Consider the following 16,932-nt stretch of genomic DNA (forward strand, 5'->3'; position numbering starts at 1 on the left):
GGAGATCGCCACGTCGAAAATGCTGAGAGATTTAAAGTCAGGAATGTGGGCTCCTCGCGATGACTTATTACAAAAAAAGGCACCAACCGGCGCCTTAAAAACTTCAATGTTCTAAATTCGATGTTCCTTGTTGGATGTTCCTACGGCACCTGAACGTTGTTCATGATCTTGGTCACAATATCTTCCGGAGTAATGTCCTCAGCTTCCGCTTCAAAAGTCGGGATGATACGGTGACGTAACACATCCATCGCTATAGTTCGCACATCTTCCGGTGTAACGTAGGCACGGTGCTCCATAAAGGCTTGCGCCCGGGAGGCAAGGTTGAGGTTGATAGTGGCTCGCGGAGATGCTCCAAAGCTGATTAAATCCTCAAGATCATCCAGGTTGTAATTCTTTGGCTTACGGGTGGCAAAAACAAGGTCAACGATATACTGCTCCACCTTCTCATCCATATAGATTTCGTTGATGGTAGAGCGAGCTTCCAGAATTTTGGCCGGACTTACCACTTTGTTCAGTTCTTCCTTTTTACCGGTCTTAGCCTGCTGACGCATAATCTGCATCTCTTCCTTTTCGGTAGGATAGTCGATCTTCAGCTTTAACATGAAACGGTCAACCTGTGCTTCAGGGAGCGGGTAGGTTCCTTCCTGCTCCACCGGATTTTGAGTGGCAAGAACCAGAAATGGCTCATCTAGTTTGAAGGTATTTTCACCAATGGTAACCTGTTTTTCCTGCATAGCTTCAAGCAGAGCACTTTGTACTTTGGCAGGGGAACGGTTGATCTCATCGGCCAGAATAATATTTGCAAAAATAGGCCCTTTCTTAACCAGGAATTCCGCTTCTTTTTGATTGTAAATGAGCGTACCAATCAGGTCGGCAGGCAAGAGATCGGGCGTAAACTGAATGCGCTGAAAAGCGGTATCCAAAACTGTAGCCAGGCTTGAGACTGTCAGGGTTTTAGCCAGCCCCGGAACACCTTCAAGCAGCACGTGTCCATTGGTTAATAACCCAACCAGCAAGCGGTCAATCATATATCGCTGCCCGATGATCACCTTATCTAACTCTTTTCGAATGTCTTCAATAAAGGCGCTGTTCTTTTCAATTTTTTTGCCCAGCGCTTCCATGTCAATTGCGTATTCGCTCATTTCGTAAATTCTTTTTTTTAGTATTAGCTGATGATATGATTATTTTCTCGCCTTCAAAAAGTGAACAAATATAATAAATGGACGTTTTACAATCTTTTTTATTAGGACTCATCCAGGGAATCACAGAATTTCTTCCTATCAGTAGCTCGGGACACCTTGTATTGGGTAAATATATTTTAGGTGGTGATCTTGAAGCAGGAATTACCTATGAAGTCGTTGTTCACTTCGGGAGTTTGTGCGCCATTTTACTTTATTATCGTAACCTTCTGGGCGATTTGATGATGTCAGGAGTAGGTTTTCTAAAAGCTCCATCGCAGAAAAAAGAAGATCCGCAGGTAAAGCTGATTGGATTTATTCTTGTAAGTATGATTCCCGCTATGGTGATTGGGTTCACGATGAAAGATTATATTGAAGAAATTTTCATGGATCCTTTGCTGGTCTCGATTATGTTAATGGTAACCGGTTTGATATTATTTCTTACCCGCTTTGCGGGAGACACAACCAAGGACATTAATCTCCCCAAAAGTTTTTTAATTGGTCTGGCGCAGGCATTTGCTATGATTCCCGGTGTGAGCAGAGCCGGTTCAACGATTTCGGCCTCTTTGTATTTAGGGGTGAAGAGGGAGGAAGCCGCCAACTTTTCGTTCCTGATGGTTATACCCGTAATTGCAGGTGCTATGTTGCTTCAGCTGAAAGAGATGATGGAAGTTGGAGTAAGTGATGCCCAGATGATTAGCCTGGTGGTTGGGTTCCTGACCTCATTTATTTCCGGGTATTTTGCATTGAAGTACCTGATCATGATACTCAAGAAAAAAGGATTTCATTATTTTTCCTATTACTGCTGGCTGGTTGGCGGAGCAGGACTAATCTACTTCATCATCTGATGTTTTTGGAATAAATTTCATTAAATCGAAAAAATAGCGCCGTCAGTTCTTGAAGCCGGAAACAAATATGGCTACCTTTGGCGCTCACAAAACAGATTATTTATGATCGTTTACTTTTTCATCATGTTAGCAGTCTTAGCCATTGGGTCTGCCCTGGCTATGGTCATCAACAAAAATGTTGTAAACAGTGCTTTGTTCCTCGTTTTGAACATGGTTTCACTGGCCGGAATCTTTTTGATACTGAATGCTCAGTTCCTGGCAGTTATACAAATTCTGGTGTATGCTGGAGCCATCATGGTATTGTTCCTGTTCGTAATTATGTTACTGAATGTGGAAGATGAAGAGAAATTGTTTGATAAGTTCCGCGTGAAATATTTGCTGACTTTTGTACTGGCAATGGCGGTAATGGGGCAAATTTTCTACAGCCTTGCAGGTGTGACTGATATGCTGCCTCAAATTTCTGAGCAGATGGCTTCTATAGGAACGGTAGAAGCTGTTGGTGATGTACTCTATACCGATTACCTGTTGCCATTTGAACTGACGGCTGTGCTGCTTACAGCTGCCGTGGTTGGAGCATTGATGATTGCACAGCATAAAATTAAAAGAACAGACGAGATTTAATTATGGTAGGAATTGACTGGTTTTTAGGGTTAAGTGCAATCATGTTTACCATTGGTATCATTGGTGTATTGATTCGGCGTAATGCTATTGTGATTTTTATGTGTGTGGAATTGATGCTGAATGCGGTGAACTTATCGCTGGTTTCTTTTGCCAGCCACCACGGAAATATTGACGGTCAGGTTTTGGTATTCTTCGCGCTGGCTGTAGCAGCTGCCGAGGCTGTGGTGGGATTGGCTATCATCATTGCCATCTTTCGTAATAATATGACGGTGGATGTAGGCAAGATAAATTTACTGCGCTGGTAGTAGTTCTGAATGTATATAACAACAACCTTTTGTGTTGTTTTGGTTAAAGCCTTCCTGATTTCAGGAGGGCTTTTTTTATGTCAATATGTTTTTTGGAAATGGAAGAGTTACCAGTAGATGAGAAGGTATATTGCTATCTGGTCCAAGCGGACGCTTGAACCAGCTTTAGGCTAAGCTTTGCTTTTTTGGCAAAAAACCAAATCAGAACAGGTAACCGGCTGTGACGTAAACCCCGTACTCTTCTTCTGAGAACCCGACATCGGTTCTGAGTATAAAGTCTTCCGTGAAGAAGGATGCGGTAACTCCGAAGCCGTAGGTATATTTCAGGTCGTTAACTATGGTATCAAAAGATTCACCATTAGGGAATGTCCTGCCGATATCGGTGAATAAGGTTCCGCCAAACTTGGATGTGATAGACGGTATTTCAAAAAACCAGGTTCTCAGTTCTGAGTTTAGCAGAAGGGAATTGTCATCGCGAAACCTGTAATCAGGATAACCACGCATTAATTCTCCACCACCCAGCCCCGGCATTTTCCAGTAGGGTACCTTTCCGGAGGTGTGTTTCACTAATAAACGATTTGCAAAGGTAATTTCACGCAGAAGGGTGAATGAGGTGTAAGCACGCAGATCTGTTTCAAGCAGCAGGTAATTAAAGGAGCTGGCAATGAGTTTACTTCCAATCTCAGCTCCTGCCCTGGCATAGGTTCCGTTTGTAGGGTTGAACTCGTTATTCCGCCCTTCCCAGACAATACCACCGCCCAGAGCAGAAATATGGGAGCCATCAACACCCGTGGGTTGATCTGCGACCAATAACTGATCATCTTCATTCCCCCAGGGAGTTTCATATTCAAATACAGCTTTTCCATATATATCCAGCTGTTTGCCGCTCGCTTTTTGCAGCCACGGCTTACGCAACATGATATCAAAGCCAACGGAGAAGGAGTTATAAAAATAGTAGTCACTGCTGTCTTTTAACGCATCCGGTAGTTTGCCGTAGTTCCCGATCCCATAATATTGGTTGCCGGTAAAACGGGAAACGAATGTCTCGCTATAAAATCTTTTATCAGATCCGAAGATGTAAGGCTTGTCATACTCCACGAATACCGAGATCAGACCTTTGGTGGTGATCAATCCATACATATTCAAAAAAGAATAGAAGGGCTTTATATCACCGCGATATTGGTAACGGCTGGCTATTCCTCCTGCAATCACCCCAAGGTCACTGTCATAAGCAATGGCAGGTAAAAAGGCCAGTTTGGTTGAGTCGGATGGAGAAGCCTCTTGTGCTTGTGCAGGGACTTGAGTTACAGTTAGTATAACAGCTAAAAAAAGACACAAATATGTGGGAGAGAGAGAAGTCTTCAAAAAAGAACCGGTGGTTAGTTTAATGCTTTAGTTAAATATACATCGAAACCAATTATACGGGAGTACAGATCAAAGTAACACAACCAATGCAGCAACGATAAAAGCGAATAAGATAAATGATAATGCTGCACTCATGGAGGCCGTGAAACCGTCAGATTTCACCTCTCTGCCACTCATAGCAAAAGAGGGTATAAGCACCCTGGCTGGGTTCTTTGAAATCGCTGAAAGCTTATTTGCCAGACTAAGTGTAACGGTTTCAGCAAGACCAAACAGGTTATTAGGGAAATCAACAAAAATGGTTCTGACGATTGCAGCCGGGCGACGGTAAAACCAGTCGGTATCCAGAGAAATAGTATTTGAAACATTCATGTGATTCTTGAGGAACCAGAAGCCTGCAAAAGCCAAAACCAGAATCTGTGTCATTTCCACAAAATTATACACTGAGAATGGCTGAAAATCTGTAGGGAATGGAAGCTGGCTGTATAGCAATTGAGGTGCAACGCCAAGAAGGATACAGAACGCGGCACCGATTCCCATGGCTACTTTCATATTTGTTGGAATATCCGAAAGCTCAAAATCTTTCTTCTTTTCATTAAACCATGTGAAATAAGGAAGTTTGAGTCCGGTATGTAAGAATGTACCGATGGTTGCGATAAGCAGCAGTAGAATTGGCCATTCGAGGTGTGCATCACCCAGAGCTCCTGAGATCATTGTTTTACTAACAAAACCATTCAGTAAAGGCATCCCGGAGATGGAAAGAGCACCAACCATATAGAGTCCAAGAATCAGAGGCATTTTCTTGGCTAAACCGCCCAGCTCACTCAACTTGCTTGTTCCTGCGGCATGTATAACGGCACCTGCCACCATGAACAACAGTGATTTATAAATAATATGATTGAAGGCATGAGCCGTGGCTCCATTCAGTGCGAGTTCAGAACCAATTCCTATCGCGGTTACCATATATCCAATCTGGCTGATAATACTGTATGCCAGGATCTCGCGGATATCATTTGCAAGAAGGGCATAAATGGTTCCGTAAATAGCCATCACTACTCCAACCCAGATCAGGATATCCCAGCCCGGGAACAGGCGAATCATTACATAGACAGCTGATTTTGTGGTGAGTGCACACATAAAAACGGCACCGGTGATGGTGGCTTTAGGGTAGGCATCGGCAAGCCAGGCATGGAGTGGAGGAACAGCTGTGTTCAGAGCTACTCCTAAAAGCATGAAAATGTTTGCAGCTGTATAAGCGGGTTCTATACTATCGATATATAGGGAGCCACCGTTTGCAAGGTGCAGTAATATTCCCGTGAACAGTAATCCGCCACCAAAGATGTGAACCAACAGGTAGCGCATTCCAGCTTTTGCAGATTCTTCTGTTTCTCGGGCCCAGATGAGGTAGGAGGAAGCAGCAGCCATAATTTCCCAAAAAATAAACAGAGTGAAGAAATCACCGGCAAAAGTAACACCCAATGCCCCTCCGGCATAAGCTAAAGCAGAACTTTGTTGTCCCAGGTCTTTAATGTGAAAAGCATAGATACCACCAATTACGGTGATCAATGCGAAAATAATTCCAAAGATACGGCTTAGCCCGTCTACGGCTAATAGCTCCAGTTCATAACTTGCAAACGGTGCTTGCAAGAGGTTGCCTTCGGGCATAGTCCAAATCATTGCGAGGGCAATAACAGGGAAAGTAACGAAGGCTGTGCTTCGCAGACGCTCCGGAATCAGTGGGAGTATCAAAGCTCCCAGAATCAAAATAATAGCAGGGACGGAAAGCAGCTCAACGATCATAGTAGTCTTCGTCGCTTAGAATGAAAAATTTGCCTAATCCTTTAGTAACAAAAATAAGGGTGGCACAGCCAAGGCCTCCCCAGAGTGCATAAAAAGCCGGGACATGATTCCACCAATGAGAAGCATAATCCGCGAGATAAGTAAACTCGAGGATTAAGCTCGCAATGAGTAAAATACCAAGTACAGTCCAGTGCCAGTTCTTCATAATTATAAAGGATTAAAAATGCTTGATGCTACAGCGGTAGCCATATCAAAAAAGTTGAAGAATAAATCAGGGTTCAGCCCAAATAAAATGGAAAGAACCGCTGTACTGAATAACGGAACCACCATAAAAGGTGAAGCTTCTGTATGACCTTCAAGTTCAGGTCCGCCTTTGCGGAAGTAGGCACGGTGTATGATGGGAAAGAAATATCCCACATTTAAGAGTCCACTGACAACCAGAATAATCACCGGTATAATCAGGTCGCCTTCCAATGCACCGGAAGCCAGGTACCATTTACTTACAAATCCATTAACGGGGGGGATTCCGGCCAGCCCCATAGAACCAATGGTAAAGGCGGCCATCGTCCAGGGCATGACTTTGGCAATACCGTTCATTGTGCTAATATCTTTTTTGTGGAGGTTCACCATAATGGCTCCAGCACAGAAGAAGAGGGTAATTTTCATAGTGGCGTGAAAGGAAATGTGCATGATACTTCCTATCAAGCCGGTTTCTGTCAACAGCGCTACTCCTAATACGATGTAAGATAGATGTCCAACCGTGGAATAAGCCAGTCGCCGTTTTAAATTGTCTTGCGCAAATGCCAGTAAGGATGCCACAATAACAGTGATACCTGCAAGTACCATCAAAATTTCATTCAGGCCGAACTCTGCCATCACTTCGGGGCCGAAGATAAAGCCGACAACCCGAATCACACCAAATACACCCGATTTAACTACGGCAACCGCATGAAGCAAAGAACTTACCGGCGTTGGTGCAGCCATGGCAGATGGAAGCCAGCTATGCAGGGGCATAATACCTGCTTTAACGCCAACACCACCGAGAAACAGGAGGAAAATGGTTACGGCCATAGTATGTGAAAGCTCAGTATCTCCGAAAATTCCACCGGCCTCAAAGTCAAGGGTTCCGGTGAGGGCGTAAGTGATACCTGCAGCGGCTATAAGAAGCAGGCCTGCGGTTAGCGTATAAGTCAAATATTTGCGGCCGGCCGCAATGGCTTTTTTGTTTTCGCTATGGATAACCAACGGATAAGTAGCCAGCGTCAGCATCTCGTAAAAGATGATGAAGGTTAGCAGGTTGCCTGAAAAAGCAATACCAATGGTAGAACTCAAACAAACGGCAAAGCTGGCAAAGTAGCGGGTCTGTTTCTTTTCATGGTGACCGCGCATGTAGCCGATGGAATAGAATGAGGTAAAGATCCATAAACCTGATGCAATGAGCGCAAAGAATACTCCGAAGGTATCAGCTTTGAGAACGAGAGGGAGATTCGGGGCAATTTCAAGCAGCTCCAGCTCTATGGTATTTCCCTGAAGGGCTGAGGGAAGCAACGTGAGTACCAGCAGGAATTTGATGACTCCAGCCAGGATGGTCCAGAACTCGCGGAGATTCGGTTTCTTCGAACTCAGCAAGATGAACGGCACCGCAGCCAGCGATACAAGAACAGCATATAAAGGGATGTACGTAAGATCCATCGTTAATTTATCTATTTAAAATCCTGCCGGAAACATGGTGAAAATTACATTTACGATATACACGTTGAAAATACCCACCAGTAAAAGTCCGATTGCCATCACGGCCATAGGAAACATCATGCTGAAGTCGACTTCATCATTCTGAAGCGATTCAACTTCGGTGGTCTCTTCAGCATCGGGATTATTGAGATATATTTTTTCGATGATGCGAAAGAAATACACGGCGTTTAGCAGTGAACTAATTAAGATAACTGCCAGAAGCATCCAGCTACTGTTTTCAATGGTTCCCAATGCGAGATACCACTTACTGAAGAATCCGGCAAGCGGGGGAAGCCCGACCATAGAAATGGCTGCTGTGGTGAACGCTGCCATCGTCCATGGGTATTTTTTGCGATAGCTGTTATCAAATTTTGTAATCAGGGAATGTCCTTCTTTTAGTCTCATACTTCCTGAAACCAGAAAAAGAAGGGCTTTCATCAGGGCGTGATTTAATATGTGTAATACGGCTCCGATAAACCCAAATGGATTTGCCAGGCTAATCCCCATAATGATATAACCGATTTGAGAAACTGAGCTGTAGGCCAGCATTTTCTTCAGTTCGCTCTGTGCGATGGCCATAATAGAACCATAGAGAATACCAATTCCGGCAAAAATTCCGATAATGGTAGTTAGCGGCAGTTGATCATCAACCAGTTCTACACCAAACAGGAATAATACAACTCTTAAAAGGATATAGGCGGCAACCTTGGTTCCAATAGGGGCGATGAGAGCCGATGAAGTTGAAGATGCGAACGTATAAGAATCCGGCAGCCAACCGTGCATTGGGAAAAGGGCTGCTTTTACACCAACACCAACCACCATTAAGATAAGAGCTGCAACCACCGATGAATGCCCGATTACCTGGGGCAACATGGCGTGCATATCAATGATGTTGAGCGTGCCGGTTACGGTATACAAAAATCCAACGCCTAATAAATACAGTGAACCACCTACGGTTCCGATGATCAAATAACGAAAGGCTGAGTATGGAGCCCTTTTCTCTCCAATAGCGATTAGTGCATAACTGGAAAGGGAAGAAATCTCAAGAAATACATACAGATTGAAAAGGTCGCCGGTCAACACCATCCCGTTGAAGCCCAGCATTAATAGCATGGAAACCGTGTAATAGGCCATTTTCTTTCCGGGGAACTCAACCTTACTGATTTCTCTGGAATGAATGAGTACCAGGAAGGCAATGGCGTTAATCACCAAGACGATGAATGCGGCCAGACCGTCATAAACAAATTCAATGCCTATAGGAGGCGCCCATCCTCCAAAAAAGTACCGGATGGTTTCACCTGTTTGAATCAGGTGCCAGAAACCCCAGGCCGAAAAAAATGTGGTAATGCCGGTTCCAAGCAGACTCAGGTGCCAGGTGAGCTCACGCTTCCAGAGTCCGATGACTGGAATCAGAATCGCAAAAAGGATATATGTAACGGGTATTAACGCCGGTATTTCGGATCCGATCATTGAATCTTATCTAAAAGTTCTTCTTCGTTGAGGGTGCCGTAGCGGTTATAAATGTTTATTAGTAGGGCAAATGCCACTCCCAAGGTTGCCACACCCACTACAATAGCAGTAAGCATTAAAGTGTGGGGCAGGGCATTCATATAATTGGATACTTCAGTAACAGGTAAGCCGTATGCTTTAACCGGAACCGTAGCTCCTTCCTTCATCGCTACAGAAACAAAAAACAGGATAACCCCGGCCTGGAATATGGATAGCCCTATGGTTTTTTTTACCAGGTTCTTTTTCAGAAGCATTCCGTATAAGCCCAAAGCCAACAGAATAATGGTAAACCAATAAGCATAGTGGCCTAAAAAGAAATCAAGCATAATCTTCTCCTTTTACCATATTATCGTAAATAAGTACAAGCACGGTCATAACTGTAAGTCCGATCCCCAATTCGATAATAAGAATTCCCCAGTAACGGAGATCGGCTGCTTCAAGTCCGGGGATGGGTAGTTGCTCGTAATCGAGAAAATATCCGCCCGTGAAAATAGCAAGCAGCCCGGTTCCAAAATAAATGAGCACACCAAGTGCAGCATAGGGAGTGGCTAAATAATCTTTAAACTGTAGGGCAGCAATTTCGGTGCCACTGGCAATGCGAATCAATAATAGAGAAGCGGCAAGCAGCGTTCCGCCCTGAAATCCTCCTCCGGGAGAATAGTGCCCGTGAAAGATCACATAAAAACCGAAGAGCATGATATAAGGGCTCAAAAAACGGGAGCCCAACAAAATAATAGGGCTGTGTTCTTTATTCGTCATCGTTTTCTCCCTCTGCTTCTTCTTTTCGGTTTCTAAGCAGTAAAAAAGTAATGAGCCCGGCCGTAAAGATTACAATTTGCTCGCCCAGGGTATCAATGCTACGATAATCACCCAAAATCACGGTTACTATATTGGGAGTATGGGCATCGTTGTAAGCTTCCTGAATGTAATAGTTGCCCGGAACTTCAGTGCCGGTCAAGCTGACTTCCTGATTCATCTGGTTATCAGGATCTCCACGATAGGGCAAGTCCGATGCCGCAAAAAGCAGCACGGTAGTAAATGCCATGATGATAAATAGCTTTATATACTTCAATCTTCTGTCTTAAAAGTGGTTTGAAAGATTGCGACAATTAATAAAATTCCGGTAACACCAGCTCCGACTACAGCTTCCGTAAATCCTACATCTACGGCTCCCATAGTTGTAAATAAGAGTGCCATCAGAAAACTGAAAACAGTCAACATTACCACGGAAATAAGTAAATCCTTTGCTTCCAGGGCGATGTATGCTGTTATCAGCAAAAAGATGAATAATATGAGTTCCAGTTCCCAGTACATCAGTCTTCCTTATTATCTTTTTTGTTATCGGGAAGCAAGGGTTTTAGTCCGGCATTGTAAGCTGCACGAGCCAGGGCATGAGCACCAATTGGATTGGCTAACATAATAAACAGTAATACCAAAGCCAGTTTTCCGCTATTGATGGTCAAACCTTCAAAAATAATCAGCCCGATAATAATCAGGATCATTCCAAGTGTATCACTTTTACTGGTGGCGTGCGTGCGGGAATAAAAATCCGGCAGCCTGATGATGCCGATACTTCCCACCAGTAAAAAGAAGATGCCTGCTACAACAAATACAATGGTTAATATGGAGGTTAAATCAGTCATCGAAGCGAACATCTATTTTGTCGGATGAAAAATACTTTGCGATGGTTAGCGATCCGATAAAACCGAGGATGGCATAAGCCAATGTGATATCGATGAACATTCCAATACGGTCAAATACAAATCCTACAAGGCAAATAAGTACAATTGTTTTTGTGGCAATGGCGTTGGTTCCCACCAGTCGGTCGAAAACCGTCGGTCCTTGTAATACGCGGTAAGCGGGTACAACAATAATAGCTGTTAAAACTACCGCGCTATACAGAAAGAAAGAATCCATTATAGTTCCTCCTTACTGAGAATTACTTCAAAATCTGAGACTACGTCGTGCATCTCGTTTGTAAAAAGTTTAAGTACCTGTTTTGGCATTTTATCGCTGGCTATACCTTCAAAAGATGCAGGGGAGATTGCATGGACGATAAATTCGTCTCCGTTTATGTCAACAGTTAGCGTGCCCGGTGTAAGCGTGATGGAATTGCCGAGTATCATTTTTGCATGCGGATTTGGATAATTCACTTTGAAACGAACCATCGAAGTTTTAATAGGCAATGAGGGGCTCAAAAGAATTTTGGCCACCTCAATTCCTGACACAATGATTTGCCAGATTAGCCAAATAAAATACCAGGGCATATAAAGGAACCGGAGCTCCTTAATTACGTCATTTTCATTCTCGTAAAAAGAAAAAGCCTTTAGCTTATAATTAATGGCCATAACGATGGACACACTAACTACACCCATTAGAGTATGTGTGACATCAAAAAAACCACTCATGATGTACCAAAAACCCATCAGGGTCAGAAAAGAAACGATCACACTTTGAACTGAAAATGACTTCAAGACTATGGATATTCGGTTATAGTAAATTTAACGGCTTCAAACATACAAATTAAAAGAATTACCCGAAATGAAAATCGAAGTAGTAGTATGTGTTGTGTAATAATAAAGACAAAACTATTTATCGGTACATTCTTTGACAAAATTAAACATTATTTTTGAGCTTGAATCATAGAGCTCATATAAATTTGCACTCTTGGGGTTGTTGCTGGGATATGCTGTCGAGTGCTGGCTTTTAGTTGGTTAACTTTTAGGGGAAAATCATAGAAAACTGTCTTTACCTTCCTATAGTTTTTTGTATCTTTGCCATCCATTTCGGAGCCGTGCCTGTCGCGGCTTTGTTTTTACAGAAATCAAAACAAAGTTTAATAAATGGAATCCGCTACGGCGCTGTTTTCACTCATAATTGCTCTTCCATTAGCTGGTTTTCTGATCAACGGAATTATCGGCCTGTTCGCAGAGAACTATAGAAATAAGAAGCAACTCATTGGATTGATTGCTAATCTGGCTGTATTTGTGCCTTTTGCTATTGCGGTTTATTTCTTTCTGAACATTAATGCCGACTCTGAAGCAATAGTGTATAAGCTGTTTACCTGGATGGAAGTGGGTAGTTTCAGTGTTGATATTGCTTATCGTCTCGATCAGCTTTCTATCATGATGACATTGGTTGTGACCGGTGTCGGTTTCTTAATTCACCTGTACTCAATGGGGTACATGGCAGATGATGAAGGATATTGGAAGTTTTTTGCTTATCTGAACCTCTTCATCTTTGCGATGCTGAACCTGGTTTTAGGGAATAACCTATTACTGCTTTTCCTTGGTTGGGAGGGAGTAGGTGTTTGTTCATACCTCCTCATTGGTTTCTGGTACACCGATATGGCCAAGTCTGATGCCGCCAAAAAAGCTTTTATTTACAACCGTATCGGTGACTTTGCCTTTTTGATTGCCATGTTTATGGTTTTCCAAACAGTCGGAAGTCTTAGCTTTGATGTAATTCTTGGTAATCTGGATGCTTTTTCCGGTGAATATGTATTTACCATTGGGTTGCTGATGTTTATAGGTGCCACCGGTAAGTCTGCTCAAATTCCTTTATTTGTATGGCTGCCTGATGCAATGGCTGGTCCAACTCCGGTTTCTGCTCTTATCCACGCAGCTACCATGGTAACTTCAGGAATCTACCTGATTTCCCGAATGTCACCGATGTTTGTGATGTCCCCGGAAGTAATGCTGATTGTTGCCGTTATCGGTGCACTTACCGCTATTCTTGCTGCAACCATTGCAATTACTCAAAACGATATTAAGAGTGTGCTTGCTTACTCGACGGTTTCACAATTGGGGTATATGTTCCTGGCTTTAGGTTCGGGAGCTTTTACTGCCGCTATGTTCCATGTTGTAACGCACGCTTTCTTTAAGGCATGTCTGTTTCTTGGTTCAGGGTCTGTTATCCATGCCATGCATCATGTGGAACACGAACTGGAGCACGAAGGCAAGGATGTTCATTTCGATCCGCAGGATATGAGAAATATGGGCGGGCTTCGAAAATACATGCCTTCTACCTATAAGACTTTTATGATATCAACCATTGCCATTGCCGGTATTCCGCCTTTGGCCGGGTTCTTTTCAAAAGATGAAATTTTAGCCATGACCGCCAATGCGGGAGCCGGTGAATTCGGGAGCTATATGTATATAGCACTTTGGGTTGTTGGAATGATTACAGCCTTCCTGACCGCTTTTTACATGTTCCGACTTACACTGACCACTTTCCATGGCGAGTTCAAACTAGGGCAGCGTTTTAAAGAAGCTATCGGAGCTGAAAAATATTTGCACGAAAGCCCGGCAACGATGACCATTCCTCTATGGACTTTGGCAGGCCTGGCTGCGGTAGGCGGCTTCCTTGGTGTGCCAAACTTTGTTGTAGAGACATTCACCGGAGAAACCGCTCACATTAATTTGCTGCATAACTGGCTGGTAAATATCAATGCTGATTATGCGCTTGTTCTTGGCAAGCCAATCAAGTGGGGCATTATGGCCTTTTCCATTGTGATTGCCATTGCCGGTACCTGGACGGCCTTCAGAATGTATAATAACAATCAGCAGCTTGAGTCGGATGCAAAACTAGCGGATCGATTTGGCGGGCTTTACCAAACCTGGAAAGACAAGTATAACCTTGATGAGGTGTATGAAGGGCTGGTATCTGATCCTATTGTGAAGTTTTCGGATAAAGTACTTGCCGTCTTCGATATGAAAGTAGTGGACGGTATTGTGAATGCCACTGCCGGAACGGTTCGTCTGTTTGGTAGCTTATTTCGGTACGTACAAACCGGAGTAGTTTCAAGTTATGCGCTGGCTTTTGTGATTGGCGTGATTGTGATCCTTTATTTAATGATAATGTAATTGTCACTGATTAGTAGATGGAAACTCTTTTAAATATCGTTATTTATTTACCGCTGTTAGGCATTCCGCTGATTTTACTGATCAGGAATGAAACCTCCCGTAAGTGGATCGCCCTGTTAGTGACAGCACTTACCTTTGTGGCTTCATTGCCATTAATGTTCGGTTTTGATGTAGCCGCCTCAGGAACTCCTCAGTTTTTGACAGAGGGAGGGCGATTAATGGAATCGCTGGATATTAAATATCTGGTAGGTTTGGATGGACTGAGTTTGCTCTTATTTATGCTGACTACCTTCATGGGTCCCATCGTAATTCTTTCTTCATGGAATTCCGTAAAGAAGCATCTGGCCGGGTATTTGAGCATGTTGTTGTTATTGCAAACGGCCTCACTGGGTGTTTTTGCTTCTCTCGACCTGATGGTATTTTACGTATTCTTTGAACTTTCACTAATCCCAATGTACTTCCTGATTGGAATCTGGGGTGGAGCCGGACGTATACAGGCTACGGTTAAGTTTTTTATCTATACGCTGGTTGGTTCTCTAATCATGTTGGTCGGACTGATTTACCTTGGTTACGATGCCGGTGCTGCAATGGGAGGCGGAACCACCTTTACTACAGACTGGAGATTCCTGTCTGGTGACATGTACACCATTGGACTGGTTGAACAGACGTATTTATTCCTGGCCTTTGCATTGGCCTTTTGCATTAAAGTGCCGCTGTTTCCTTTCCATACCTGGTTGCCTTATGCACACACCGAGGCGCCTACCGCCGGTTCTGTTGTGCTTGCTGCCATCATGCTTAAGATGGGTACTTATGGATTGATCCGTGTTTGTCTGCCGATTTTCCCGAATGCTTTTATGGAATTTGCCCCGTGGATGGCTACCCTTGCCGTGATCGGAATTATTTATGGAGCACTGGTGGCCATGGTTCAGAAAGATGTGAAGAAGTTGGTGGCTTACTCATCGGTTAGTCACTTAGGTTTTGTTGTATTGGGAATTTTTGCTCTGAACACTGTTGCTGTTCAGGGAGCCATTATCCAGATGATTAATCACGGACTTTCAACCGGCGCGCTCTTCCTTATTGTTGGAATGATATATGATCGTCGACACACCCGAATGATTAAAGATTTCGGAGGCATCGCGAAGAAAGTTCCGGTATTTACAGTAATGTTTATGATTGCAACGCTGGCATCCATCGGGCTTCCGGGACTGAATGGATTTGTTGGTGAGTTTTTGATTCTGAACGGTTCGTTTTTCTCTGAGCTGTACAACAACAAGGTGTTCGCGATTCTTGCGGCAACAGGTGTTATTCTTGCAGCCGTGTACATGCTGTGGATGTTCCAGCGGGTAATGTTTGGACCGCTGACTAATGAAGAGAATGAGAAGTTAGTTGATCTGAATGGCCGTGAAATCGGGTTGTTGGTTCCGTTGGTAATTTTCATGTTCTGGATTGGAATCCACCCGGTTGATTTCACTAAGTATTCAGAAGCACAGGTTGAGGAATTAATTGAAGCATCTCAGGAAAAAAGTATGGCTGTAATTGAGCAGTCAAAACTTGATGAAGAACTTCCTGACTGGACTGCAAGATTCTATGACGTAGATCAAGTTGAATCACAAATGGCATCCAAATAACATGGCACAACCACTTTCAGAACAGGACATTCGCGAAGCTCTGAATTCCTTAGAAGGGTGGGAGTTTAGCGATGATGTAATCAAGAAAGAATTTTCATTTAATGATTTCAGTGAAGCCCTCGGATTTATTGTTAGGGTAGGACTGGAAGCGGAAAAACAGGTACACCACCCGCAGTTGTTTAATGTATACAACACGGTTAATATCAGTTTAAATACACATGATGCGGGCGATAAGGTCACTCAAAAAGATATAGACCTGGCCAAAGCAATTGAAAGCGTTTTATAAAATTAGCGAATGGATTATTTAGGCGACATACAAGCTTTTCTACCCGGTGTTATTACGGCCGTAGCCGGTTTAGTAGTAATCGTGGTGGAATCACTGAAAAAGGACAGCCCGTTCAATTTCTGGATCACGGCTCTTTCCCTCATAGCAGCACTCATTGTGAGTGTCCAATCACTGGGTACTAACCTGGATACGGCTTTTTCCGGGATGTTGGTTTACGGTGGCCCGGTAGCATTCGGAAATATGGTTATCCTGACCGGGGCCGTGTTTTGTGTTTTCATTAGTGAAGACTATCTGAAAGGCATAGGCCATTATTACGGTGAAATCTATGCGCTGTTGTTATTTGCTACATCCGGTATGCTTGCCCTTGCAGGTTCCAACGACCTGATTACGCTTTTTGTTGGTTTGGAAACCATGTCTATCTGTTTATATGTGATGGCAGGTCTAATCAAAGACGAAAAAGCCGGTGCTGAATCAGCACTTAAGTATTTCTTGCTGGGCGCCTTCTCAACTGGGTTCCTTTTATATGGAATGGCTTTGCTCTATGGAGCCACAGGTACAACAAACATTCCTGAAATAGGTGCTGCTGCGAGTACCGATTTATTATTTCTTGCCGGAACCGGACTTCTTTTAGTTGGATTTTTATTCAAAGTATCAGCGGTACCATTGCCATATGTGGACCCCGGATGAAGTGGCGCACCAAAAACGCGAAAGCGTTTCACGATAAATGCGAAAACCTAGATGTTCAGAGCTGCACCAGTGGTTAAATATCGCTGGCTGATAACTGAACGAAGTAAGTACA

The 16,932-nt window shown here is 43.5% G+C and carries 20 protein-coding genes; 7 read left to right on the forward strand and 13 right to left on the reverse strand.

What is annotated here, in order from left to right; all coding sequences use genetic code 11:
• Positions 1-140 precede the first annotated feature (140 nt).
• On the reverse strand, positions 141-1,142 hold the full coding sequence (locus tag ABFW99_RS12220; RefSeq protein ID WP_349353524.1) for an AAA family ATPase: 1,002 nt from the start codon (positions 1,140-1,142) through the stop codon (positions 141-143).
• 77 nt (positions 1,143-1,219) lie between these two features.
• Here ABFW99_RS12220 and uppP point away from each other — a divergent pair, with 77 nt between their 5' ends.
• From uppP to nuoK, 3 genes are all read left to right on the forward strand, one after another.
• Entirely contained in the window at positions 1,220-2,026 is an 807-nt protein-coding gene (uppP, locus tag ABFW99_RS12225) for an undecaprenyl-diphosphatase UppP (RefSeq protein ID WP_349353523.1), read from the forward strand.
• Positions 2,027-2,128: 102 nt separating this feature from the next.
• On the forward strand, positions 2,129-2,647 hold the full coding sequence (locus ABFW99_RS12230; RefSeq protein ID WP_349353522.1) for an NADH-quinone oxidoreductase subunit J family protein: 519 nt from the start codon (positions 2,129-2,131) through the stop codon (positions 2,645-2,647).
• Positions 2,648-2,649: 2 nt separating this feature from the next.
• Positions 2,650-2,952, forward strand: coding sequence for an NADH-quinone oxidoreductase subunit NuoK (gene nuoK, locus ABFW99_RS12235; RefSeq protein ID WP_349353521.1), 303 nt, complete (start codon positions 2,650-2,652; stop codon positions 2,950-2,952).
• A gap of 201 nt (positions 2,953-3,153) precedes the next feature.
• On the opposite strand, the gene omp85 is transcribed toward nuoK, so the two are convergent.
• The 12 genes from omp85 to ABFW99_RS12295 form a co-directional block, all read right to left on the reverse strand.
• Complete coding sequence (gene omp85 / locus ABFW99_RS12240) at positions 3,154-4,317, reverse strand: Omp85 family outer membrane protein (protein WP_349353520.1); 1,164 nt, start codon at positions 4,315-4,317, stop codon at positions 3,154-3,156.
• Between the two features lie 69 nt (positions 4,318-4,386).
• Positions 4,387-6,114 carry a Na(+)/H(+) antiporter subunit D gene (locus tag ABFW99_RS12245; RefSeq protein WP_349353519.1) on the reverse strand — a complete coding sequence of 576 codons (1,728 nt, stop codon included), beginning with the start codon at positions 6,112-6,114 and terminating at the stop codon, positions 4,387-4,389.
• Positions 6,104-6,319 (reverse strand): hypothetical protein, encoded by a 216-nt coding sequence (locus tag ABFW99_RS12250; protein ID WP_349353518.1) that lies wholly within the window; start codon positions 6,317-6,319, stop codon positions 6,104-6,106. The genes ABFW99_RS12245 and ABFW99_RS12250 overlap by 11 nt, the downstream gene beginning before the upstream one ends.
• A 2-nt stretch (positions 6,320-6,321) precedes the next feature.
• The gene (locus tag ABFW99_RS12255) at positions 6,322-7,806 is read right to left on the reverse strand and encodes a monovalent cation/H+ antiporter subunit D family protein (RefSeq protein ID WP_349353517.1); all 1,485 of its coding nucleotides are present in this window, start codon (positions 7,804-7,806) and stop codon (positions 6,322-6,324) included.
• Positions 7,807-7,821: 15 nt separating this feature from the next.
• Complete coding sequence (locus tag ABFW99_RS12260) at positions 7,822-9,315, reverse strand: complex I subunit 5 family protein (RefSeq protein ID WP_440707505.1); 1,494 nt, start codon at positions 9,313-9,315, stop codon at positions 7,822-7,824.
• Positions 9,312-9,680, reverse strand: a complete 369-nt coding sequence (locus ABFW99_RS12265; protein ID WP_349353514.1) for a cation:proton antiporter subunit C — start codon at positions 9,678-9,680, stop codon at positions 9,312-9,314. Before ABFW99_RS12265 ends, ABFW99_RS12260 begins: the two co-directional genes overlap by 4 nt.
• Positions 9,673-10,113 (reverse strand): MnhB domain-containing protein, encoded by a 441-nt coding sequence (locus ABFW99_RS12270; RefSeq protein WP_349353513.1) that lies wholly within the window; start codon positions 10,111-10,113, stop codon positions 9,673-9,675. The genes ABFW99_RS12265 and ABFW99_RS12270 overlap by 8 nt, the downstream gene beginning before the upstream one ends.
• A complete protein-coding gene (gene mbhE, locus ABFW99_RS12275; protein ID WP_349353512.1) occupies positions 10,103-10,399 on the reverse strand; it encodes a hydrogen gas-evolving membrane-bound hydrogenase subunit E in 297 nt (98 codons plus the stop codon). Before mbhE ends, ABFW99_RS12270 begins: the two co-directional genes overlap by 11 nt.
• A 23-nt stretch (positions 10,400-10,422) precedes the next feature.
• Positions 10,423-10,668 carry a Na(+)/H(+) antiporter subunit B gene (locus ABFW99_RS12280; protein WP_349353511.1) on the reverse strand — a complete coding sequence of 82 codons (246 nt, stop codon included), beginning with the start codon at positions 10,666-10,668 and terminating at the stop codon, positions 10,423-10,425.
• Positions 10,668-10,997, reverse strand: a complete 330-nt coding sequence (gene mnhG, locus ABFW99_RS12285; protein WP_349353510.1) for a monovalent cation/H(+) antiporter subunit G — start codon at positions 10,995-10,997, stop codon at positions 10,668-10,670. Before mnhG ends, ABFW99_RS12280 begins: the two co-directional genes overlap by 1 nt.
• Entirely contained in the window at positions 10,990-11,271 is a 282-nt protein-coding gene (locus ABFW99_RS12290; protein ID WP_349353509.1) for a monovalent cation/H+ antiporter complex subunit F, read from the reverse strand. Before ABFW99_RS12290 ends, mnhG begins: the two co-directional genes overlap by 8 nt.
• Entirely contained in the window at positions 11,271-11,828 is a 558-nt protein-coding gene (locus ABFW99_RS12295) for a Na+/H+ antiporter subunit E (RefSeq protein ID WP_349353508.1), read from the reverse strand. Before ABFW99_RS12295 ends, ABFW99_RS12290 begins: the two co-directional genes overlap by 1 nt.
• A gap of 369 nt (positions 11,829-12,197) precedes the next feature.
• Here ABFW99_RS12295 and nuoL point away from each other — a divergent pair, with 369 nt between their 5' ends.
• Genes nuoL through ABFW99_RS12315 form a run of 4 tightly spaced genes read left to right on the forward strand, consistent with a single transcriptional unit; the run spans position 12,198 to position 16,820 of the window.
• The gene (gene nuoL, locus ABFW99_RS12300; RefSeq protein ID WP_349353507.1) at positions 12,198-14,219 is read left to right on the forward strand and encodes an NADH-quinone oxidoreductase subunit L; all 2,022 of its coding nucleotides are present in this window, start codon (positions 12,198-12,200) and stop codon (positions 14,217-14,219) included.
• Positions 14,220-14,236: 17 nt separating this feature from the next.
• Positions 14,237-15,847 (forward strand): complex I subunit 4 family protein, encoded by a 1,611-nt coding sequence (locus tag ABFW99_RS12305; protein WP_349353506.1) that lies wholly within the window; start codon positions 14,237-14,239, stop codon positions 15,845-15,847.
• A 1-nt stretch (position 15,848) separates the two neighbouring features.
• A complete protein-coding gene (locus ABFW99_RS12310; protein ID WP_349353505.1) occupies positions 15,849-16,133 on the forward strand; it encodes a 4a-hydroxytetrahydrobiopterin dehydratase in 285 nt (94 codons plus the stop codon).
• Positions 16,134-16,142: 9 nt separating this feature from the next.
• Positions 16,143-16,820, forward strand: coding sequence for an NADH-quinone oxidoreductase subunit N (locus ABFW99_RS12315; RefSeq protein WP_440707506.1), 678 nt, complete (start codon positions 16,143-16,145; stop codon positions 16,818-16,820).
• The last annotated feature ends 112 nt before the right edge of the window (positions 16,821-16,932 follow it).

Origin of the sequence: Gracilimonas sp. BCB1 (genome assembly GCF_040117685.2) — a bacterium.
Lineage (GTDB): Bacteria > Bacteroidota > Rhodothermia > Balneolales > Balneolaceae > Gracilimonas.

What these genes read in the sequence shown, in the direction of transcription:
- ABFW99_RS12280 (WP_349353511.1), bottom strand. Translation starts at nt 10,668, where the DNA reads ATGTACTGGGAACTGGAACTCATATTATTCATCTTTTTGCTGATAACA.
- ABFW99_RS12310 (WP_349353505.1), top strand. Translation starts at nt 15,849, where the DNA reads ATGGCACAACCACTTTCAGAACAGGACATTCGCGAAGCTCTGAATTCC.
- mbhE (WP_349353512.1), bottom strand. Translation starts at nt 10,399, where the DNA reads ATGGCATTTACTACCGTGCTGCTTTTTGCGGCATCGGACTTGCCCTAT.
- ABFW99_RS12220 (WP_349353524.1), bottom strand. Translation starts at nt 1,142, where the DNA reads ATGAGCGAATACGCAATTGACATGGAAGCGCTGGGCAAAAAAATTGAA.
- ABFW99_RS12265 (WP_349353514.1), bottom strand. Translation starts at nt 9,680, where the DNA reads ATGCTTGATTTCTTTTTAGGCCACTATGCTTATTGGTTTACCATTATT.
- ABFW99_RS12305 (WP_349353506.1), top strand. Translation starts at nt 14,237, where the DNA reads ATGGAAACTCTTTTAAATATCGTTATTTATTTACCGCTGTTAGGCATT.
- ABFW99_RS12260 (WP_440707505.1), bottom strand. Translation starts at nt 9,315, where the DNA reads ATGATCGGATCCGAAATACCGGCGTTAATACCCGTTACATATATCCTT.
- nuoL (WP_349353507.1), top strand. Translation starts at nt 12,198, where the DNA reads ATGGAATCCGCTACGGCGCTGTTTTCACTCATAATTGCTCTTCCATTA.
- ABFW99_RS12290 (WP_349353509.1), bottom strand. Translation starts at nt 11,271, where the DNA reads ATGGATTCTTTCTTTCTGTATAGCGCGGTAGTTTTAACAGCTATTATT.
- ABFW99_RS12270 (WP_349353513.1), bottom strand. Translation starts at nt 10,113, where the DNA reads ATGACGAATAAAGAACACAGCCCTATTATTTTGTTGGGCTCCCGTTTT.
- ABFW99_RS12245 (WP_349353519.1), bottom strand. Translation starts at nt 6,114, where the DNA reads ATGATCGTTGAGCTGCTTTCCGTCCCTGCTATTATTTTGATTCTGGGA.
- ABFW99_RS12255 (WP_349353517.1), bottom strand. Translation starts at nt 7,806, where the DNA reads ATGGATCTTACGTACATCCCTTTATATGCTGTTCTTGTATCGCTGGCT.
- ABFW99_RS12315 (WP_440707506.1), top strand. Translation starts at nt 16,143, where the DNA reads ATGGATTATTTAGGCGACATACAAGCTTTTCTACCCGGTGTTATTACG.
- ABFW99_RS12250 (WP_349353518.1), bottom strand. Translation starts at nt 6,319, where the DNA reads ATGAAGAACTGGCACTGGACTGTACTTGGTATTTTACTCATTGCGAGC.
- uppP (WP_349353523.1), top strand. Translation starts at nt 1,220, where the DNA reads ATGGACGTTTTACAATCTTTTTTATTAGGACTCATCCAGGGAATCACA.
- ABFW99_RS12230 (WP_349353522.1), top strand. Translation starts at nt 2,129, where the DNA reads ATGATCGTTTACTTTTTCATCATGTTAGCAGTCTTAGCCATTGGGTCT.
- nuoK (WP_349353521.1), top strand. Translation starts at nt 2,650, where the DNA reads ATGGTAGGAATTGACTGGTTTTTAGGGTTAAGTGCAATCATGTTTACC.
- mnhG (WP_349353510.1), bottom strand. Translation starts at nt 10,997, where the DNA reads ATGACTGATTTAACCTCCATATTAACCATTGTATTTGTTGTAGCAGGC.